The 21,522-nt window shown below is 32.3% G+C and carries 20 protein-coding genes; 6 read left to right on the top strand and 14 right to left on the bottom strand.

What is annotated here, in order from left to right; translation table 11 throughout:
• Window positions 1–168: 168 nt before the first annotated feature.
• Window positions 169–1,566, bottom strand: coding sequence for a class II fumarate hydratase (gene fumC, locus ACY2IJ_RS13870; protein ID WP_476724918.1), 1,398 nt, complete (start codon window positions 1,564–1,566; stop codon window positions 169–171).
• Between the two features lie 208 nt (window positions 1,567–1,774).
• Here fumC and ACY2IJ_RS13875 point away from each other — a divergent pair, with 208 nt between their 5' ends.
• Complete coding sequence (locus tag ACY2IJ_RS13875; RefSeq protein ID WP_476724919.1) at window positions 1,775–2,815, top strand: lipid A-modifier LpxR family protein; 1,041 nt, start codon at window positions 1,775–1,777, stop codon at window positions 2,813–2,815.
• Between the two features lie 40 nt (window positions 2,816–2,855).
• Here the strand turns inward: ACY2IJ_RS13875 and ACY2IJ_RS13880 are convergent, their stop codons facing one another.
• From ACY2IJ_RS13880 to gcvP, 4 genes are all read right to left on the bottom strand, one after another.
• Complete coding sequence (locus tag ACY2IJ_RS13880) at window positions 2,856–3,863, bottom strand: TlpA family protein disulfide reductase (RefSeq protein ID WP_476724920.1); 1,008 nt, start codon at window positions 3,861–3,863, stop codon at window positions 2,856–2,858.
• A gap of 152 nt (window positions 3,864–4,015) precedes the next feature.
• Window positions 4,016–5,659 (bottom strand): 2-oxo acid dehydrogenase subunit E2, encoded by a 1,644-nt coding sequence (locus ACY2IJ_RS13885; protein ID WP_476724921.1) that lies wholly within the window; start codon window positions 5,657–5,659, stop codon window positions 4,016–4,018.
• Between the two features lie 15 nt (window positions 5,660–5,674).
• Window positions 5,675–6,670, bottom strand: a complete 996-nt coding sequence (gene pdhA / locus ACY2IJ_RS13890) for a pyruvate dehydrogenase (acetyl-transferring) E1 component subunit alpha (protein ID WP_476724922.1) — start codon at window positions 6,668–6,670, stop codon at window positions 5,675–5,677.
• Window positions 6,671–7,047: 377 nt separating this feature from the next.
• Window positions 7,048–9,897 carry an aminomethyl-transferring glycine dehydrogenase gene (gene gcvP / locus ACY2IJ_RS13895; protein WP_476724923.1) on the bottom strand — a complete coding sequence of 950 codons (2,850 nt, stop codon included), beginning with the start codon at window positions 9,895–9,897 and terminating at the stop codon, window positions 7,048–7,050.
• A gap of 119 nt (window positions 9,898–10,016) precedes the next feature.
• Between gcvP and ACY2IJ_RS13900 the strand changes: the two genes are divergently transcribed.
• Window positions 10,017–10,826: a UbiA prenyltransferase family protein gene (locus ACY2IJ_RS13900; RefSeq protein ID WP_476724924.1), complete on the top strand. Its 810-nt coding sequence runs from the start codon at window positions 10,017–10,019 to the stop codon at window positions 10,824–10,826.
• 50 nt (window positions 10,827–10,876) lie between these two features.
• Here ACY2IJ_RS13900 and ACY2IJ_RS13905 read toward each other — a convergent pair whose 3' ends face one another.
• From ACY2IJ_RS13905 to rsfS, 7 genes are read right to left on the bottom strand one after another with little or no spacing between them, the layout of a single operon-like run.
• On the bottom strand, window positions 10,877–11,482 hold the full coding sequence (locus ACY2IJ_RS13905; RefSeq protein ID WP_476724925.1) for a YceI family protein: 606 nt from the start codon (window positions 11,480–11,482) through the stop codon (window positions 10,877–10,879).
• A 15-nt stretch (window positions 11,483–11,497) separates the two neighbouring features.
• Window positions 11,498–11,782, bottom strand: a complete 285-nt coding sequence (locus ACY2IJ_RS13910) for an acyl-CoA-binding protein (RefSeq protein ID WP_476724926.1) — start codon at window positions 11,780–11,782, stop codon at window positions 11,498–11,500.
• A gap of 15 nt (window positions 11,783–11,797) precedes the next feature.
• Complete coding sequence (locus tag ACY2IJ_RS13915; protein ID WP_476724927.1) at window positions 11,798–12,451, bottom strand: phosphatidylserine decarboxylase family protein; 654 nt, start codon at window positions 12,449–12,451, stop codon at window positions 11,798–11,800.
• 3 nt (window positions 12,452–12,454) lie between these two features.
• Window positions 12,455–13,282, bottom strand: a complete 828-nt coding sequence (locus ACY2IJ_RS13920; protein ID WP_476724928.1) for a phosphatidate cytidylyltransferase — start codon at window positions 13,280–13,282, stop codon at window positions 12,455–12,457.
• Between the two features lie 9 nt (window positions 13,283–13,291).
• Complete coding sequence (locus tag ACY2IJ_RS13925) at window positions 13,292–13,885, bottom strand: hypothetical protein (RefSeq protein ID WP_476724929.1); 594 nt, start codon at window positions 13,883–13,885, stop codon at window positions 13,292–13,294.
• 21 nt (window positions 13,886–13,906) lie between these two features.
• Complete coding sequence (gene ftsH, locus ACY2IJ_RS13930; protein WP_476724930.1) at window positions 13,907–15,868, bottom strand: ATP-dependent zinc metalloprotease FtsH; 1,962 nt, start codon at window positions 15,866–15,868, stop codon at window positions 13,907–13,909.
• An 18-nt stretch (window positions 15,869–15,886) separates the two neighbouring features.
• Window positions 15,887–16,258 carry a ribosome silencing factor gene (gene rsfS, locus ACY2IJ_RS13935; RefSeq protein WP_476724931.1) on the bottom strand — a complete coding sequence of 124 codons (372 nt, stop codon included), beginning with the start codon at window positions 16,256–16,258 and terminating at the stop codon, window positions 15,887–15,889.
• A gap of 76 nt (window positions 16,259–16,334) precedes the next feature.
• Between rsfS and ACY2IJ_RS13940 the strand changes: the two genes are divergently transcribed.
• Entirely contained in the window at window positions 16,335–17,075 is a 741-nt protein-coding gene (locus tag ACY2IJ_RS13940; protein WP_476724932.1) for a biotin--[acetyl-CoA-carboxylase] ligase, read from the top strand.
• Here the strand turns inward: ACY2IJ_RS13940 and ACY2IJ_RS13945 are convergent.
• Window positions 17,072–17,461, bottom strand: a complete 390-nt coding sequence (locus ACY2IJ_RS13945) for an SRPBCC domain-containing protein (RefSeq protein ID WP_476724933.1) — start codon at window positions 17,459–17,461, stop codon at window positions 17,072–17,074. The two genes, ACY2IJ_RS13940 and ACY2IJ_RS13945, sit on opposite strands and share 4 nt — an antisense overlap.
• A gap of 76 nt (window positions 17,462–17,537) precedes the next feature.
• On the bottom strand, window positions 17,538–18,188 hold the full coding sequence (gene pyrE / locus ACY2IJ_RS13950) for an orotate phosphoribosyltransferase (protein ID WP_476724934.1): 651 nt from the start codon (window positions 18,186–18,188) through the stop codon (window positions 17,538–17,540).
• A 7-nt stretch (window positions 18,189–18,195) separates the two neighbouring features.
• On the opposite strand from pyrE, the gene ACY2IJ_RS13955 reads away from it, so the two are divergent.
• From ACY2IJ_RS13955 to ACY2IJ_RS13965, 3 genes are all read left to right on the top strand, one after another.
• Window positions 18,196–18,792: an NUDIX hydrolase gene (locus ACY2IJ_RS13955; protein ID WP_476724935.1), complete on the top strand. Its 597-nt coding sequence runs from the start codon at window positions 18,196–18,198 to the stop codon at window positions 18,790–18,792.
• A 49-nt stretch (window positions 18,793–18,841) separates the two neighbouring features.
• Entirely contained in the window at window positions 18,842–20,773 is a 1,932-nt protein-coding gene (locus ACY2IJ_RS13960; RefSeq protein WP_476724936.1) for a protein-disulfide reductase DsbD family protein, read from the top strand.
• A gap of 61 nt (window positions 20,774–20,834) precedes the next feature.
• The gene (locus tag ACY2IJ_RS13965) at window positions 20,835–21,518 is read left to right on the top strand and encodes a phosphatase PAP2 family protein (RefSeq protein ID WP_476724937.1); all 684 of its coding nucleotides are present in this window, start codon (window positions 20,835–20,837) and stop codon (window positions 21,516–21,518) included.
• Window positions 21,519–21,522: the final 4 nt, after the last annotated feature.

Below are 21,522 nucleotides of genomic sequence, written 5' to 3' on the forward strand. Positions count from 1 at the left end.
AAGGGGGGAGTAAACAACTATAAGCTAACACAAATGATGAAAAGAACTACGAATGTTACTAAACAACTTATAAACATTTGTTTTCTAGAGGGGGGTAAGTTAATAGTATAAAAAAACCGCTATCTATTTAGTTTAGATAACGGTTGTGAATAGCTTATAAAGGTTTATTTATTTTAAAGCACCAATCATGTCTTCTGGTTTTACCCATTCGTCATATTGTTCAGGAGTAACATAACCTAAACGCACAGCTTCTTCTTTTAAAGTAGTACCGTTAGCATGTGCAGTATTAGCAATTTCAGCAGCTTTGTAGTAACCAATTTTGGTGTTTAAAGCAGTAACCAACATTAAAGAATTGTTTAATAATTTTTCAATCACCGGATAGTTTGGTTCTATTCCAATAGCACAGTTTGCATCAAAAGACACACAAGCATCTCCAATTAAACGAGCAGATTCTATTAAGTTTTTAGCCATTACAGGTTTAAAAACATTTAGTTCGTAATGACCTTGTAATCCTCCAACACCAATAGCAACATCGTTCCCCATTACTTGTGCAGCTACCATCGTTATAGCTTCACACTGAGTAGGGTTTACTTTACCAGGCATAATAGACGAACCTGGTTCGTTAGCAGGAATGATTAATTCTCCAATTCCAGAACGTGGTCCAGAAGCCATTAAACGGATGTCGTTAGCTATTTTGTTAAGAGATACCGCTAATTGTTTTAAAGCTCCGTGAGTTTCTACAATGGCATCGTGAGCAGCTAAGGCCTCAAATTTATTTTCGGCAGTTACAAAAGGCAACCCTGTAAATTCTGCAATTTTTTTAGCAACCAAAACATCATATCCGGCAGGAGTGTTTAACCCCGTTCCTACAGCGGTTCCTCCCAAAGCTAATTCAGCTAAATGAGGTAATGTGTTTTTTAATGCTTTTAATCCGTGGTCTAATTGAGAAACATATCCAGAAAATTCTTGCCCAATGGTTAATGGCGTAGCATCCATTAAGTGAGTACGACCAATTTTTACAACATTTTTAAAAGCTTCAGATTTTGCCTTTAAAGTGTTTCGTAGTTTTTCAACTCCAGGAATGGTAGTTTCTACAACCATTTTGTAAGCAGCAATGTGCATTCCTGTAGGAAATGTATCGTTAGAAGATTGAGATTTATTTACATCATCATTAGGAGCAATTACTTTTTCTCCTTCACCAATTACTCTACCAGCTAGTTCTTGAGCTCTGTTAGCAATAACTTCGTTAGAGTTCATGTTAGACTGTGTACCAGATCCTGTTTGCCATACAACTAAAGGAAATTGATCATCGTGTTTACCAGCTAAAATTTCATCACATACAGCAGAAATCAAATCTTTTTTAGATTCTTCTAACACACCTAAATCAAAATTAGCATGAGCAGCTGCTTTTTTTAAGTAAGCAAATCCATAAATAATTTCTAGGGGCATACTACCAGAAGGTCCTATTTTAAAATTGTTAATAGATCTTTGAGTTTGTGCTCCCCAATACTTATCGGCAGGTACTTTTACCTCACCCATAGTATCTTTTTCTATACGATATTCCATTGGATATTATTTAAAATTGATTATGATATCCCAAAGATAAGCGAAACCAAAAATTAGAAAAATGATTCATCTCATAAAATAAAATTAATTTTTAAGATTATACGGATTGCATGTTTTTTACTAAGTATTTAACAAAAATCGATGTAGTTGATGATAATCAATTTTATTTATTAGAGTAGTAGAGTAGCATCAATTTAAACAATTTAGTTTGAGTGTATTTTTGAAAAACCAATCAAACTGCTCTATGTATCGTAATTATCGCTTTTTTATATTTTTAATTTTAGTAGTAACAACCACTTCTGTTTTTTCTCAAAAAAAAGAAGAATCATTTGTAAAACAAGCTTCATTTTATCACGAAAATGATGCTTTCTTTGCTCCTAAAAATCAAGATGATAATTATACGGCTGGACTTAGGTTAGATCTGGTAACTAGAGAGCTTAAGTTTTGGCAACCTTTTTTTAAATTATCAGGAGATAATCCTAAGTACTATAATCATATTAATTTTGGTTTCCAATCTTTTACTCCTACAGACATTACTAGGAGTGATGTTATAACAAGTGATAGACCTTATGCATCTTATACTTTTTTAAGCTTAGGACGTACTCAATTGTTTAAAAACACAGTGTTTTATTCAGAGCTATCTGTTGGGGCTTTAGGGTTGCCTTTGGCAGAGAGAGCACAAATTTACATTCACAAAAAAAAAATTTTTGGTACAGATAGACCAAGGCCAATGGGGTGGAAGAATCAAATTGAAAATGGAGGAAGCTTGGCTGTAAATTATAAGGTAAATTATTTGTATGTTTTTAATGATGCTATTTCTCATAATTATGTAATTCCATCAATACGTGTAATGGGGAATTTTGGGAATTATATTTCAGATGTATATGTAGGAACACAATTGTCTCTGTTCAATATTAATTACACTAGTTCGGCTTTAAACTTTAATGAGAAGATAGGATATCATTACAAAAAAAGTGATAAAACTAGGTTTAATCTTTTTATAGAACCAGGTTTGAGATGGAATATTTATAACCCAACGTTACAAGGTGCTTTGTTTTCGGACAATTCTGTATATACGTTAGACCGTTCTAAAGTAAATGACTTTTTGTTTGATATTAATTTAGGAATGAATTTAATTATAAAAGATGTATTGGTTCTTAAATATACATTAACAAGAAGAACACAAGAGTTTTCTTTTGGTAAAAAATCTCATTGGTGGGGAGGCTTTGGTTTAGGAATAAAGCTTTAAAAAAAGAACCTTGTTGTTGCAAGGTTCTCTTTTTTGTATGTTATAAAATTTCTTTTAAGATTTTTGTCAAATTAGGATTTGATGGTCTTGGTGCGTTTGCTGTAACAATATTTCCTTCTGTGTCTAATAAAATAAAACGCGGAATCCCTGTTACTTGATAAGCTTCCATAAAACTATTATCTCCATTGGCAAACAATTGAATTCCTCCCATATTTTCATCTTTAATCATGTCTTGCCATTTGGCTTTTGCATTTGGATTGTCTACCGAAATACTTACAAATTTGATGTTTTTTTTATGAAATTTTTCTTCCACTTTTTTAAGAAAAGGGATTTCTGCTTTACAAGGTGGACACCATGTAGCCCAAATATCAATGTATACATAACTTCCTTTTAAGTCTGCTAAACTGGTTGTTCCTCCTTTGTAGTTTTCATAGTTAAAGGTTGGAGAAGCATCTCCTTTTTGTAAACTAGCACCTATCCCATTAATAGTATTGTATTGGCTTTTAAGATTTTCTACAAAAACAGTTAAGTTTTCTTTTTCTGTTTTAGAAACCACTGGGTCTATATCTGGATTGTTTTGTAATAAAGATTCAATTTTAGCAACCATTGTATCAATATAGTTGGTAAATGCGGCTTTGTCTAAACTATTAAGACTGTCTATTTTTTCGAATACTTGTTGGGTAATTTGTTCTCTTTGGTGTAAATAGTTGTTTACTTTTTTACCTTTTCCTTGATAACGAATACTGTTTTGAAAATCGTTTACATCTACGTTAACAACTAAGTTGGTGTTTTTATTTAAAAACAGCGTTTTTCCTTGGTTTCCAATTTGTAGGTAAGCAAACTCACCATCAATATTAATAGTGTCTTTAAATGCACCATTTTCTATTTTAATGTTTTTTACATTGTTTTGAGTTCTCAAAACAACCTCTGTAATATCACTAGGCAAATTTTGTATTTCTCCTTCTATGCTTGCATGTTTAGGAGTGTTGTTACATGCTACGGCTAACAAGGTTGTACTTGCTATAAAAATTTTTTTAAGATGATTCATTTCTTTTATTTCTATTATAAATCTATTAAAGTTGTTGTATCATATATCGAGCCAAATCTGATGGAAATTGCTACTGAATTTTACAAAATCTAAGATATAAAAAAACACCTCTGCGTAAACAGAGGTGCTTTAAATATGTTTGTTAAAATTGCTTATGCAATCATAGTAACAGGATTCTCAATATATTGCTTTAATGTGTTTAAGAAAGCTGCACCAACAGCACCATCAATAGTTCTGTGGTCACAAGATAAAGTTAAGTTCATTACGTTACCAACAACAATTTCTCCGTTTTTAACAACAGGTTTTTGTTTAATTCCTCCTACCGATAAAATAGCAGAGTTAGGTTGGTTAATAATAGAGGTAAAGTTATCTACACCAAACATTCCTAAGTTAGATACTGTAAAAGTACTTCCAGACATTTCTGCTGGAGTTAACTTTTTGTTTTTAGCTTTAATAGCCAATTCTTTTACTTCTGCACCAATTTGAGTTAAACTCTTAGTGTCTGTAAAAGGAATTACAGGTACTACTAAACCGTCTTCAATAGCTACAGCTACACCCACGGCAATATGTTCGTTATAAATTGTTTTTTCAACAGTCCACTCTGTGTTAATTTGCGGATGCTTTCTTAGGGCCATAGCAGAAGCTTTTACCACTAAGTCATTGAAAGAAACTTTAGTATCTGGTAACTCATTAATTTGTTTACGTGATGCGATGGCATTGTCCATGTCAACATCTAAACTAATGGTAAAGTTTACATTTTCTGTTTGAGATTTGTCTAAAGCTCTTGCAATTGCTTTACGCATGTTAGAGTTTTTCTCTTCTCTTTGAGAAATTTCACCAGCAGGAGCTGCAGGAGCCGCTTTTGGAGCAGGAGCTGCTTCAGTAGCAGGAACATAGTTCTCTATATCTACCTTTACAATTCTACCACCTTCACCAGTACCAACTACTTTTGCTAAATTAATTCCTTTTTCCTCTGCTAAAGCTTTGGCTAAAGGAGAAGCTATGATACGTCCGTTTTCAGAATTGATAGCGCTTACCTTTTTAGTTGCAGTAGGAGCCGCAGCTGTTTTTGGAGCTTCTGTTTTAGCAGGAGCAGGTGCAGCAGCTTTAGGAGTTTCTTTTTTAGGAGCCTCTTTTGCTGGGGCTGCAGGAGCAGATCCAAAATTAGCTGCAACATTAGAAACATCAGTTCCTTCTTCACCAATAATAGCTAATAAGCTATCAACAGGAGCCGTTTCACCTTCTTGTAAACCAATATACAGTAGAGTTCCTTCGTTAAAAGACTCAAACTCCATGGTTGCTTTGTCGGTTTCAATTTCAGCTAAAATATCACCTTCTTCTACTTTGTCTCCAACTTTTTTCAACCAAGTTGCTACAGTACCATCGGTCATTGTATCGCTTAAACGAGGCATAGTAACTATGGTAACACCATCAGGAATAGTAGCATCTTCAGCAGGAGCAGCAGTAGTTTCGTTATTGTTTTCTTCAGTTGTTGCTTCAGGAGTTTCTTCGGTAGCAGTTTCAGAACCACCATCTAACAATCCAGAAATATCTTCACCTTCTTCACCAATAATAGCTAATAAGCTATCAACAGGAGCAGTGTCTCCTTCTTGCAATCCAATATGTAATAAAGTTCCTTCGTTAAAAGATTCGAACTCCATTGTAGCTTTGTCTGTTTCAATTTCTGCTAAAATGTCTCCTTCTTCTACTTTATCACCAACTTTTTTAAGCCATTGAGCAACTGTCCCTTCGGTCATAGTATCACTCAAACGTGGCATTGTAACTATTGTAGCCATATTATTTTTCTTGGATTATTTATGTTTTACAAATGGATAATTTTCTTGTTCGTATACCATGTCGTATAATTGTTGTTTGTCTGGGAATGGAGATTCTTCAGCAAACTTTTCACATTCTGCAACTTTGGCTTTTACGTCTTTGTCTATTTGTTTGATTTCATCTTCAGATAAGTATTCTTCTTTTTTGATGACATCTAAAACTTGAGTAATAGGATCAATTTTTTTGTATTCAGCAACTTCATCTTTTGTACGATAGTGTTGTGCATCAGACATAGAGTGACCTCTGTATCGGTAAGTTTTCATTTCTAAGAAAGTAGGACCATCTCCTCTACGAGCTCTATCAATTGCTTCTTCCATTGCTTCTGCAACTTTAATAGGATCCATTCCATCTACAGGTCCACAAGGCATTTCGTATCCTAAACCAAGTTTCCAAATTTCTTGGTGGTTTGCTGTACGTTCTACAGATGTTCCCATTGCGTATCCGTTATTTTCACAAACAAATACTACAGGTAACTTCCAGTTCATAGCCATGTTAAATGTTTCGTGTAACGATCCTTGACGAACAGCACCATCTCCCATGAAACATAAAGTAACACCAGGAACACCATGGTATTTATCACCAAAAGCCATTCCAGCACCTAAAGGAATTTGTCCCCCTACAATACCATGACCTCCGTAGAATCCATGTTCTTTAGAGAATATGTGCATAGAACCACCCATACCTTTAGAGGTACCTGTTGCTTTACCATACAATTCCGCCATCACTTTTTTAGGATCTACTCCCATTCCAATTGGTTGTACGTGGTTACGGTAAGCAGTAATCATTTTGTCGTGCTTTAAATCCATAACGTGTAAACATCCTGCTAAAATTGCTTCTTGCCCATTGTATAGGTGCAAAAATCCTCTAACTTTTTGTTGAATGTAAACTGCTGCCAATTTATCCTCAAACTTTCTCCAGAAAAGCATGTCCTTGTACCAGTTGATATAGGTTTCTTTGGTGATTTCTTTCATGATTTAATTTAAATTATTACAATAAACAAACTAGAATATTTCTATTTAGTTTGGTGTTTTTATTCGTCGAATAGAGGCAAAAATAAGACTTTATCACTAAGTAATAAACATCTGAAACGACTTTTTTAATTGCTCTTTTTTAAGATTTTAGCTGCTTTTCAAAAAAACAGGTTTGAGTTTCGTGGGAGGTGTAAAAGTGTTTTTGTTTATTTGTTTGTTTTTTAGTGTTTTAGGTTTGTTTTTTTGCGTGTTTTTTGTTTTTGAATATCGTTAAAATAGTTTTTGAAAAAAATCGTGTTTTTTTTCAAAAATAAGATTTAAACAAAAACGCTATCAATGTTAATATTGATAGCGTTTTTTAATTTGTATTTTGTGTGTTAAGCTTCCATATAACTTTCTATAGGCTCACAAGAACATACTAAATTTCTATCGCCATATGCATCGTCTACTCTTCTAACAGAAGGCCAAAATTTATTTTCAGACTGTAGAGGCAATGGATAAGCTGCTTTGGTTCGTGTGTATTTAAAGCTCCAAGAATCTGATGTTAACATTTTTTGAGTGTGTGGAGCATTTTTTAGAATAGAGTTTTCATCGTGATGCTCTAATTCATCAATTTCATTTTTAATGCTAATCATAGCATTTACAAATGTATCTAACTCACTTTTATTTTCACTTTCTGTAGGTTCTATCATTAAAGTTCCTGCAACAGGGAATGATACAGTTGGGGCATGAAAGCCATAATCCATTAAACGTTTAGCAATATCTACTACTTCAATACCTTTTGTTTTAAATTCTCTAAAATCAACAATCATTTCATGGGCACAAAAACCGTTTTCACCAGAATATAATATGTTGTATTCTGCTTCTAATCTAGATTTGATGTAATTGGCATTTAAAATTGCATTTTGAGTGGCTGATTTTAAGCCTGAAGCACCTAACATTTTTATGTAACCATAAGATATTAAGCATACCAATGCAGAACCCCAAGGTGCAGCAGAGATGGCTTTAATAGCTTGGTTTCCTCCTGTTTTAACAACAGGATTAGAAGGTAAAAAGGGAGCTAAATGTTCTACTACACAAATAGGTCCTACTCCAGGTCCACCACCACCATGAGGAATGGCAAAGGTCTTGTGTAGGTTTAAGTGACAAACGTCTGCTCCAATTGTAGCAGGGTTGGTTAAACCTACTTGTGCATTCATATTGGCACCATCCATATATACTTGTCCTCCGTTGTCGTGAATAATTTGTGTGATTTCTTTAATACCACTTTCAAAAACTCCATGAGTAGAAGGGTAGGTAACCATTAAACAAGATAAGTTGTCTTTGTGTAAAAGGGCTTTTTCTTTTAAGTCATCTATATCAATATTTCCATCTTCGGTTGCTTTGGTAACAACTACTTTCATTCCTGCCATTACTGCAGATGCCGGATTGGTTCCGTGTGCAGATGATGGAATTAAACAAATATTTCTGTGGTTGTCTCCTCTAGATTCGTGATAAGCTTTAATAACTAAAAGTCCGGCATATTCTCCTTGCGCACCAGAGTTTGGTTGTAAAGATGTTGCATAAAAACCTGTAATTTCATTCAAATCTTTTTCTAAACCTTTTAAAACTTCTTGATAACCTTGAGCTTGATCAATAGGTACAAATGGATGAATGTTTCCCCAGTTAGGCCAGCTTAAAGGTAGCATTTCCGAAGCTGCATTTAGTTTCATAGTACAAGAACCTAAAGAGATCATAGAGTGGTTTAAAGATAAATCTTTACGTTCTAATGTTTTAATATAACGCATCATTGCAGTTTCTGAATGATGAGTGTTGAAAACAGGATTTGTTAAATATTCTGATGTTCTTTTGTGTTCTGGTTTTACATCAACCTCTACTAATTTGTGAATTTGTGTAAAGTTTTTTCCTGTAGCTTTGGTTAGAATACGAACAATCTCGTTTATATCTTTAAGATTGGTGGTTTCGTTAATAGCTATAGTTACAGAGGTTTCTGAGTTGTATAAAAAGTTAACATGTAGCAATTCTGCTATTTCTTTTACTTTGCTTGCAGAGGGTACCGTTACATTTAAAGTGTCAAAAAACACATTGTTTACTTGTTCAAAACCTAATTCTTTTAAAGCTAAGTTTAAAGTATATGTGTGATTTAAAATTTTATTGGCAATGTATTTTAATCCTTTTGGTCCGTGAAAAACACCGTACATACCTGCCATTACAGCTAATAAAACTTGTGCTGTACATATGTTAGAGGTAGCTTTTTCTCTTTTGATGTGTTGTTCTCTAGTTTGCAAAGCCATACGTAAAGCACGGTTTCCATCCAAATCTTTGGTAACTCCTATAATTCTACCTGGTAACGATCTTTTGTAGGCTTCTTTTGTGGCAAAATAAGCAGCGTGAGGTCCGCCATAACCCATTGGAATTCCAAAACGTTGTGTGGTACCTATTACAACATCTGCACCCCATTCTCCTGGAGGAGTTAATAAGGTTAAGCTTAATAAATCTGCAGCTACAGCAATTCTAACCTCTTTGTCGTTTGCTTTTTTAACAAAGTTTGTATAGTCAACTACTTTTCCGTTTTTTCCAGGGTATTGAACAAGTCCACCAAATACATTTTGGTTGAATTCAAATGTTTCGTGATTTCCAATGATTAAATCAATGTTTAAAGGAGTTGCTCTAGAGCTTAAAACATCAATAGTTTGTGGCAATACGTTTTCTGACACAAAAAATTGTAGAGCGTTGTTTTTCTTTTGGGTTCTACTTCTTGTGTTGAATAATAAAATCATGGCTTCTGCAGCAGCAGTTCCTTCATCTAACAAAGATGCATTGGCAATTTCCATTCCTGTTAAATCTGTAACCATGGTTTGGAAATTTAACAAAGCTTCTAATCTACCTTGTGCAATTTCTGCTTGATATGGTGTGTAGGCTGTATACCATCCTGGGTTTTCTAAAACATTACGTTGAATAACTCCAGGGGTAATGGTAGGATGATAACCTAAACCAATGTAGTTTTTAAAAAGTTTATTCTTTACAGATAGTTTTTGAATATGATCCATGTATTCGTATTCACTCATTGCTGGGGCTAACTGCAAATCTTGTTGCAAGCGAATATCGCTCGGAATGGTTAAATCAATTAGTTCGTCTATAGAGTTTACATTAATCTGAGCAAGCATTTGTGCTTGTTCATTTACATTTGGACCAATATGTCTATTAGCAAAAACATCTGTTTTCATGCGAAAAGAATAAAAATTTGAAAGACACAAAAATAGGGATAATAAAAGTTTTATTTTTGATTAGGAATTAAATGTTTTAAGCAATTTTGCACTGTGTTGTTGATAAGTATGTTTATTAAATGAGAATTTTTAAAGGTTTGTTTCAGTTTTATGTGTTTAGCAACATACATGTGTCTATAGCAGTTGCTTGTTTGGTGCAGATTACAGGAGTTCTTTTTAAGGTAGATGTATTTAATGAGTCTCTTTTATTGGCCAATGCTACCTTTGTAGCTTATCATTTAATTAGATATTTAAATAGATTTAAATATGGAAAAATTCACTTGTTAGATGGGTTTAGCAATCAATATAAGAATTTAATTCTGTGTTTAAATATGATTGCATTTATTGGTGCTTTTAGCCTTTTTTTAGAGTTTGAAATTTGGGAATTGTTACGGTTAGTTCCTTTTGGTTTGTTAACCTTGTTTTATGCTTTTAGTTTTTTAAACATACACGGAGAACGTTATTCTTTAAGATATGTACCAGGGTTAAAAATTTTTATTATTGCATTTGTTTGGGCTGGGGTCGTTGTTTTTTTTACGTTGAATTTTAGTGAAAAAACCATTCTTTACTTTTTGGAGTTGATGTTGTTTGTGGTTGTACTAACCATTCCTTTTGATATTAGAGATGTTCATTTTGACAAAAATAAATTAAAAACGTTGCCTATTGTTTTAGGAGTAAGAACAACAAAATACATTGGAATTGTTTTGTTATGGTTAAGTGTATTGTTGCATTATTATAATTTTAAAATTTATGGTTTGTGGCAGTTTGTTGTTGTTTGTTTGTTGTTAAGTGTGTTTTTGTTGTTGTCTAAAACAAAGCAAAGCAAATATTTTGCTTCTTTTTGGGTAGAGGCAGTGCCTATTGTTTATTATTTATTGTTATGGATATAAAAAAAGCCTCTACAGAGTAGAAGCTTTTTATAAAAATATGTTTTGTACTGTTATTTAATGAAGTTTAAAACAGCATCAATGTCTACGGTGTTCCAAGTTTTACTAATTCCATCTTCTCCAGTATGTAAAACTTCACAGGCTTTGTGTAAAGAAGCTAATGCTTCTTCTGCATGCCATGCATGTAAGTCAATAGTAGCTTTTAAGTAAGCTGTGTTGTTTTGAATGTTTAATGTAAATGGTAAGTCGTGAGTCTCGTTATTCATAGTCAATGCAATAATACCACTAGTACCTGTAACGCTTGTTACTTTTCCAGATAACAGTTCAGTATTATCCATAATTCCAAAGAATAAAGATTTTAGCTTGGCATCTCTAACACCATTGTTGCTAAATATACTGCTTACAGGAATTGAAAATTCTACATTTTTTAAAGCTTCTTGTAAGGTTGCTGCTTTAGAGTTGTTGGTAACTTCTGCTTTTTGAAACTGACCTTTTACACCTGTTTTGTTAGTGAATTTGTATCCTACCCAATTAACAACAACAGTTTCTGCATCTAATTGATAGGTTGAGGTTTGAGTTGTATTGTTTTCTTTTTTACTTTTTTCTTTACAAGCAGTTAAAGAAATTACAGCTAATAGGATTAACGTTATTTTTTTCATGTTGATGGTTTTTAATTATATTATTCTGTTGGTATGTTTTTCAACCAGTTTTATGTATTCTTTCTTAGCTCTTTTAGGAGAAATACCTCTTAATTGCATCCAAGCATTAAATTTAAAAGAGCTTCTTAAATCTCTTTCTTCTTGAGTGTTGGCGTTAAAACTAAAGTAATGGTCTCCTTTTGTAGCTTGTTTAAAATAAGCATAAAATTCAAGCATAATATCTGGAGGTAGAGGATCCATTTCTGAAGCAATTCTTACAGCTTTGTCAAAACGTTCTTTTAATAAATCATCTTTATCCATAGTGTTGTTAATGTATTATATAGAGGCAATGATGTCTTCGGCACCTTTTACTTTCTGATTTAAAGATACATTAATTTTAGCATCTAGAGGAAGGAAAACATCTACTCTAGAACCAAATTTAATAAAACCAGCATCTGTTCCTTGTAAAACTTCTTGTCCTTCTTGGGCATAATTAACAATTCTTTTAGCCAAAGCCCCAGCAATTTGTCTGTACAAAACTTCACCAAATGTTTTGTTTTCTACAACAATAGTGGTTCTTTCGTTTTCTTCAGATGCTTTTGGGTGCCATGCCACTAAATATTTTCCAGGATGATATTTACTATATTTTACCAATCCGCTTAAACCATATCTGGTTACGTGTACATTTAATGGACTCATAAATATAGAAACTTGTAATCTTTTGTCTTTAAAATATTCTGGTTCAAAAACCTCTTCAATTACAACTACCTTTCCATCAACAGGAGCCACTACATGACTGTCTGATACTTTAGTGTGTCTTTTTGGGTTTCTAAAAAATTGCAATACAATTACAACAAAAAATAAAGCAACGGTATAGATAATGTATTGTAACCAAGCGATGTCTTTTAACAAAAAATAAGTTAAATCAGTAGCAATAAGAGCTAAGATAAGTGTGGTAATAATAATAAGTTTTCCTTCTTTGTGAAACATAATTTATGAAATAAGTTGTAAATAAAAATATATAAAAGGAGATGCGAATAAAAGACTATCAAAACGATCTAATACTCCACCATGTCCTGGAATTAAATTACCACTGTCTTTAATTTTAGCAGCTCTTTTAAACATAGACTCTACCAAGTCTCCTAATCCTCCAAAAATACTAATTACAATACTTAGTCCCAACCATTCTATTAAAGAATATTGAGTAAAATATTTGGCAAGTATTGTAGCTGTAATTAAGGTGAATAGGATGCCTCCTAAAGAACCTTCGATAGTTTTGTTAGGAGAAATTTTTTGGTATAGTTTGTGTTTCCCAATCGCTTTACCTGTTAAATAAGCAAAGGTGTCTGTAGACCATATAAGGATAATACAACCTAAGAATGTAGTTCCTTGGTAAGTGTTTGATGCATTGCAAAAAGGAATGGCAAGTATAATGGTAAATGGAATAATGGCATATAAAAAAGTTAGAAATATAATTCCTAAATCTGTAAAAGGATTGTTTTGTTTTTTCTTAAAAAGTAAAATTAAAAAAGCAAAAAACAATAAAACATATATAAAACTAGCGTTGGTAATTTGGTTAGAAAATAGTTTATTAATAGGGGTATAGTATTCTACAACGTTTAGGCTTCCTACAGAAAGTAAATAAGTTGTGGTTCCTAAAATGTAAAAAAATGGAGTTTTGTAATTGCTTAATTTTTGAAATTCAAAAATGGCTACAATCATAAAAAAGAAAAATAATAAGTAGAAAGAAATACTACTATACAAAGTTGCTCCTATAAGTATAGAAACAAATATAATTCCTGAAAAAGCTCTTTGAAGCATAGTGGTGTGTTATAAATCTTCTACTAAAATTAGATATAGGTTTTTTGAGTTAGACACTCCGTAACTTAAGAAATTATCTTTAGGTTTTTCTAGAGTGTAATTTCTAATATCACAAATATTAGTAGGGATTTTTGTCTTACAATTAGATTTTATTCCTGTTAAGCCTTCTCCCATGTTTTTTACAATTTGGCTGGTGTAAGCTAAAATAATAAAGTTACTGTCTAGTTCTCCTAATTTCATTTCACTAATTTGATTAGAAGATAGCATAATGTTTCCTGAGTCTGCCACGAGGTGTTCACAAGTAGAAAAAAAAGGAAAATCTTTATGTGAATTGGAAACAGTAGTATCTGTAATCATGCAAACTTCTTTTAATTCGTTGTTAATACATGAAACACTTTTCCAATTGTTTTCTAACAATATTCTCTTAAACGTTGCTAAAGCTTCTTTTTGAGAAATACAGTAAAGAAATTTCCCTCCTTTATTAATAAAGTTATTAACAAACAAATCATCTAAAGATAAAACAACGGGTTGTTCGTTGATTTTTTTTTCTTTAGATGATGGTTTGTTGACTGAAGTTTTAAAAAATTTACTAAATAAACTCATTTAATAATTAACCTCCAATTTTTAACTTTCAGCTTCAGAAATACCTTCTTCAGCTTCTTGTTTTTTTAATTTTTCTTCTAATTTTTCGCTTTCGCTTAAAAAGGCTCTTTTACCAAAAATTTTGATCAAATCATCTTTAAAAATAACTTCTTTTTCTAATAAACGATTGGCTAGTTCGGTAAGTTTGTCTTTATTTTCTGTTAAAATAGCAATGGCTCTTTGGTATTGAGTTTCAATTAAATTGCTAATTTCTTCATCAATTAGTTTTGCAGTTGTTTCGCTATAAGGTTTTGTAAATCCATATTCTTGACCGCTTGAATCATAATAAGTAAGGTTTCCTACTTTGTCGCTTAAACCATAAATACTAACCATAGCTCTAGCTTGTTTGGTTACTTTTTCCAAATCACTTAATGCTCCTGTAGAAATTTTATTGAAAATAATTTTTTCGGCAGCTCTACCTGCTAAGGTAGCACACATTTCATCTAGCATTTGTTCTGTTTGTACAATCATTCTTTCTTCTGGTAGGTACCATGCAGCACCTAAAGATTGACCTCTTGGCACTATAGTAACCTTTACCAAAGGAGCAGCGTGTTCTAACATCCAACTAGCAGTGGCATGACCTGCTTCGTGAAAAGCAATGGTTTTCTTTTCTTTGGCAGAAATAATTTTATTTTTCTTTTCTAAACCACCTACAATTCTATCAACAGAGTCTAAAAAGTCTTGGTTTTCTATAACTTCTTTCCCTTTTCTAGCAGCCATTAAAGCAGCTTCGTTACAAAGGTTGGCAATGTCTGCTCCAGAAAAACCAGGTGTTTGTTGTGCTAGGAAATCAACTTTTACATCGTTTCCTAATTTTAATGGTTTTAAGTGTACTTTAAAAATAGCAGATCTTTCGTTTAAGTCTGGTAGGTCTACATATATTTGTCTATCAAATCTACCAGCACGCATTAGTGCTTTGTCTAAAACATCTGCACGGTTGGTTGCAGCAATTACAATAACGTTTGTATCTGTACCAAAACCATCCATTTCTGTTAGCAATTGGTTTAAGGTGTTTTCGCGTTCGTCATTACCACCGGTCATGTTGCTTTTTCCTCTTGCTCTACCAATAGCATCAATTTCATCTATAAAAATAATGGAAGGAGATTTTTGAGCAGCTTGCTTAAACAAATCTCTAACTCTAGAAGCACCAACTCCTACAAACATTTCAACAAAATCGGAACCAGATAAAGAGAAGAAAGGCACACCCGCTTCACCAGCAACTGCTTTTGCTAATAAGGTTTTACCAGTACCTGGAGGTCCTACAAGTAGGGCTCCTTTTGGTATTTTACCTCCTAAATTGGTGTATTTTTCTGGACTTTTTAAAAAGTCTACAATTTCCTGAACTTCTTCTTTGGCTCCTTCTAAGCCAGCAACATCTTTAAAAGATATTTTTATTTTTTGTTTTTCGTCAAACAATTTGGCTTTGGACTTACCTATGTTAAAAATTTGTCCGCCAGCACCGCCACCTGCTGCACCTCCAGACATTCTTCTCATAAAAAAGATCCAAAGTCCGAAAATAAATATAAATGGTAAAAAGCCTATTAAAGAATCAAACAAATCGGTTCTGTTATCAAACTTTAAGTCAATATTTAAATTGTACTTTTCTTTGTTTTCGTTGATTAAATTTTCAAAGTTTTCTAAGCTACCAAAATTATAGGTTAGTATAGGTTTGGTAGGTGCCCAAGGCAACATATTGTCTTGAGTTTTATTGGTAAAACTTTTTTGTGCTTCTTTGGTTAAGTGTATTTCAGCATAATCATTATTAACAATAAAAATGTTTTCTATATTGTTGGCACGTAATAATTCTTCAAATTTATTTTTAGAAATATCAGTGCTTGTGTTGCTGTTTCCAAAAAAATTAAAAGATAAAATTACAGCTATAATAGCTGCATAAATCCAATAGGAATTGAATTTAGGTTTGGGTTGATTATTTTGTTTACTCATTATTTTAAAAATATACGATTAAGAGTCCGAAGAAATTTTAGTGATTTTTGCATCTCCCCACAATCCTTCAATATCGTAAAGATCTCTAGTGGTTTTTTGAAAGATGTGAACAATTACATGTACATAATCTATTAAAATCCAATTGGCTTGGCTTTCTCCCTCTATATGAAATGGTTTTTCTCTAGCTTCTTTTCCAACAATTTTTTGAACTGAACCAGACAAGGCACTTACGTGTGTGTTTGATGTTCCGTTGCAAACCACAAAATAGTCGCATATTGTGTTGTCAATTTCTCTTAAATCAATTAATTGAATATCTTGACCTTTTAACTCGTCAATCCCTTTTATAATGGTTGTGATTAACTGATCGGTACTTACGTGTTTTTTAGACATTAAAAAATCTTTAGTTTTGTAGCAAAGTTATCGTTTTTTAGGCGATTACTTGTATTATTGTAATTATAATTTATTCGTGAATATAATCAAACTTAATGCCATCGACTCTACAAGTCTTTTTTTGAAAGATTTGTCAAAAAAAAATGTCCTAGAAAATTTTACAACAGTTGTTGCAGATGCTCAGTACAAAGGTAAAGGACAAATGAATACACAGTGGCATTCTGCCAACGGTAAAAATCTATTGTTTACTGTTTATGCAGCTTTAAAGGGTTTGCCTATAGAAGCTTCTCCCTATGTTAGTTTTTTAGTAGCACTTAAAGTAAAAAAGGTTTTAGATGCCTTTTTAGCAGATAAAACTAAAATTCAAATTAAATGGCCTAACGACATAATGTCATACAATCAGAAAATTGCAGGTATTTTAATAGAGAATATAATTAAAAAAGAAGCTGTTGCAGAAACTTTTATTGGAATTGGGCTGAATGTAAATGAACTTCTTTTTCCTGATTTTTTACCCAATGCCACTTCTATGGCTGCTATAGGTGGAATAGATTATGATAGAGATGTTATTCTACATCATATTTTAGAAGAATTGCAAAAAGTGGTAACGGTTGATTATATTTTGCAACACAAGGAAAGCATTAAAAAAGAATATTTAGCTTGTTTGTATAAATTAAATACTCCATCTATGTTTAAAGATATGGAGGGGAATGTTTTTATGGCTAAAATCATTAATGTTTCTAATACGGGTTTGTTGGTTGTAGAAAAAGAAGATGAGTTGGAGTATACTTATGCGGTAAAAGAAATTAGTATTCTTTAAATTGTTTTAAGATTATCGCTTAAAGTGTTGATAAAGTTTGTCAATGGTTTTTTAACCATCATAGCCATCATAGGATTAAAATTTCCATCAAATAATAATTGAGCATTGGTTTGGTTGTCATCAATACTATTTAGTACTACGGTTAAACTAAAATCTAATTTGCTAGAAGCTGCTCCTAAGACTATTTTGCTAGTAGGTGTTTGTTCCTTTAAAACCAATCTTATTTCTGGCATTCCAGATAGTGCAAATAAAAACGATTCTCCCTCTACTTCAAATTTTTGAATATTGCTAGGCATTAATTGCTCAAAGTTTTTTAAATCTGTTAAAAAAGAATAAACAGCTTCCGAAGATTTTGAAATGTTAATTATAGGAGTTTCTAGTTTCATAAAATTGATAATTATATTTGATAAATATAGGGAATAGAAATAAAAAGCATCTTAAAAAAATAAGATGCTTTAAGGTTTAGTCTTCTTCATTTGTCCATTTGTCTGGAGCTTTTCTCCAGGCTTGAACCAATGCCAATTCTTTGGCTGTAATGTAATTGTCTTTTACCGCTTGTTCTAATAATATTTTGTAGTTACTTAACGTGGTTAAGTCAATATTTGCTGCTTTAAAATTTTCATCAGCAACAGGAAAACCATACGTAAATATAGCCATCATTCCTTTTACGTTTACATCTGCTTCTTTTAGAGCTTCTACAGCTTGTAAACTACTTTTTCCTGTACTAATTAAGTCTTCTACAACTACAACATTAGATCCTTTTTCTAAATAACCTTCAATTTGGTTTTTTCTTCCGTGTTTTTTTGGCTCTGGTCTAACATACACAAAAGGGATTCCAAGCTCTTGAGCTACCAAAACTCCTATAGCAATTGCACCTGTGGCTACACCAGCTATTACATCGGGTTTCCCGTAGTTTTCTTCAATGGCTTTTGCCATATTTGTTTTTAAGAAATTTCTGATTACTGGATAAGAAAGTGTAATTCTATTATCGCAATAAATTGGAGATTTCCAACCCGAAGCCCACGTAAAAGGGTCGTTAGGTTGTAATTTAATAGCTTTTATTTTCAAAAGCTGTTCTGCGGTATTATTTGCTGTATCTTTGTTAAAAATCATAGTGCAAATGTATAAAGTTTTTATCAATGAAGTTCCAGTTTTTTTTACTGAAAACAATGTTCGTGTAACTGGTTTTAAATCTGTATTATATCAGGAACTTGATTGTCAGTTTCTTTTTCATGAAATTTCAAAAAATCATGAGGTAAAAATAAATGTTATTTGTGACAATTTGGAAAATGATTGGCTCAATTTTCTGTTAAATTTTGAAGTTAGAGAAGCAGCAGGGGGTGTGGTGAAAAACCAGGCAGATGAACTTCTTTGGATTTATAGATTTGACAAGTGGGATTTACCCAAGGGTCATATAGAAAAAGGAGAATCTAAAAAAATAGCTGCTGTAAGAGAAGTAGAAGAAGAATGCAATTTAGGCGGTCTGCTTATAGATAAAGAGCTAGAAACTACGTATCATGTATTTGAACATAAAGGGAAAAAAATTATGAAAGTTACCTATTGGTTTTTAATGCATACTCAAATCAATAATCCAACGTTAATACCTCAAGAAGAAGAGGGAATTACTCAAGTTTGTTTTAAAAACAAACAAGATTCTCTAAATTGCCTAACCAATACTTATGAAAATATTAAGTTGTTGATGAAAGGTATGTTATAAATATGTAAAGAACTTATTAGGTTTTCGTCTTAGTATCAAATTATTTTTTATGAAATTAACAATTCATTTCTTCAAATTCTTAACTTTTTTTTCAATTTTAACAGCCACTTCTCAGGTTTTTGATCCTGTTTCTTGGACTACTTCTGTAGAACAAAACAGCAATGGAGAAACCGTTTTGGTATCTACAGCAACAATAGAAGAAGGATGGCATTTGTATAGCCAATATATAGATGAAGGAGGACCAATACCTACTACATTCTACTATCCAAAAGAAATTAATACCCTGGGCAAAACATTAGAAGATGATGGGGAGGTTGTAGATGACCCTACTTTTGGAATGAAGTTGAAATACTTTGAACACCAAGCCGTTTTTAAACAAGCAATAAATGTAAAAGAAAAAGCTACAGTGCTAAAAGCATCTGTAGAATATATGGTTTGTAATGATGAAATGTGTTTGCCACCTAAGGAAGATGAATTAATTTTTGACCTATCAAATGTTGATCAAAAAACATTTACCAACACTTTGTCTGAAACCGATGACGATTTAGAAAATAATGAAGAGGATAAAAGTTATGCAATGTTGTTTTTGTTAAGCTTTTTGGCAGGATTAACAGCTTTAATAACTCCTTGTGTATTTCCTATGATTCCTATGACGGTAAGTTTTTTTACCAAACAAAGTAAAAGCAGAGCTTTAGGAATTAGAAATGCAATTGTATACGGAATATGTATTGTGCTAATTTATGTATTGTTAGGAACTGTGGTTGTAGCTGTGTTTGGTCCTAGTGCCTTAAATGAATTGTCTACAAACGTTATTTTTAATGTTGTGTTTTTTATTATTCTATTGTTTTTTGCTTTTTCTTTTTTAGGAGCTTATGAATTGGTGTTGCCAAGTTCTTGGGGTACAACCTTAGATGAAAAAGCAGATAAGGGAGGTTTTTTAGGGGTCTTTTTTATGGCCTTAGCATTGGCTGTGGTTTCTTTTTCATGCACAGGGCCCATTGTAGGAACTGCATTGGTAGAATCTGCTTCGCAAGGAGGAATTGCACCTATCGTATCTATGTTGGGTTTTTCATTAGCAATTGCATTGCCATTTACTTTGTTTGCCATTTTTCCGGGCTGGATGAATTCTTTGCCAAAATCTGGAGGATGGTTAAATACCGTAAAAGTCGTTCTAGGGTTTTTAGAACTGGCTTTGGCTTTTAAATTTTTATCAAATGCAGATTTGGTACTACAAGCACATTGGTTAGAAAGAGAGGTGTTTATTGCAATTTGGATTGTAGTATTCTTATTGTTAGGTCTGTATTTATTAGGAAAAATAAGGTTGCCACATGATTACCAAGCTATAGAAAAACTATCGATAAGTAGGTTGATGTTGGCCATGATTAGTTTTGTGTTTGTAGTTTATATGATTCCTGGTTTGTTTGGTGCACCTGTTAAAATAATAGGGGCATTTGTACCTCCGTTAGATTATAGTGAATCTCCAAATGGGGTGGGGGCTACACAAACAACAAGTACAGCTCATACAAATTTACCAGAGGGAGCGCACATAATGGCTCCGTACAATATTTTAACGTTTAAAGATTACAATTTAGGTTTGGCCTATGCACAAAAAGTAGACAAACCCATTTTATTAGATTTTACAGGTTATGCTTGTGTGAATTGCAGAAAAATGGAACAAAATGTTTGGACTCATCCCGAAGTATTAGATATACTACAAAACAAAGTAGTCTTAATATCTTTACATGTAGATGATCGACAAGCTTTTGATGCTCAAGAAATTTCTCCATTAACAGGAAAACCTTACAGGTATAAAGGTCAAAAGTGGGCACATTTTCAAGAACAGCGTTATAAAACCAATGCACAACCTTTTTATGTGATTTTAGATTCTAATGGGAATGATGTTTCTAAACCTGTAGGATATACTCCTAATGTTACCAAATATTTAAATTGGTTAAAAAAAGGTGTTAAAAGTGTAAACTAATTAAGTATTTGGTAAAATTCACTTAACTGCTAAAACGCAGTAGTATTCTAGTTTTGTATTTATGATAGATAAGTACAATCAGTATAAGTTTAGAGTTTTATTGCCTTTTGTGGTGCTATTATTGGCATCTGTTTTCTTTTTTAGTTTTCAAAAAGGAGATTTGGTTTTGTGGTTAAACAAATATCACACTCCTTTGTTAAACTTTATCTTTAAAAAATTAAGTAGTGTAGGGAATACGTTAAGTATTTTTTTATTCTTACTGATAGTATTACGTTCTAAGTTTAAATATTTATACTTTTTTGTGTTGGCATTTGCCATAGAGTCTTTTGTAGTTATTCTTTGTAAACATTTAATTTTTGATGGTACTTTTAGACCTTATCTTTTTTTTAAAGAGCAAGGAATTTTAAATACTATTGATTTTGTACATGGAATAAAAATTAGAAAAACAGATTCTTTTCCGTCAGGACATACGGCTTACTCTTTTTTTATAGCCACTTTTTTTGCTTTAAAACAAAACAAAATGAATACAGCAATTGTTGTGTTTTTATTAGCTTCCTTAATAGGCGTTTCTAGAATGTATTTGGTTCAGCATTTTTTTGTAGATGTTTTTACAGGAGCCATTGTGGGAGTAACAACCACATGTATAGCTTATGTTTTGGTTTTTAGAACTAAAAAAAGTTGGTACAATTCTAGGTTGATAATCAATCCTAAAAAAGAAAGCTTCATAGTTTTAACAAACGATTAAATAG

It is taken from the genome of Wenyingzhuangia gracilariae, from assembly GCF_056387575.1.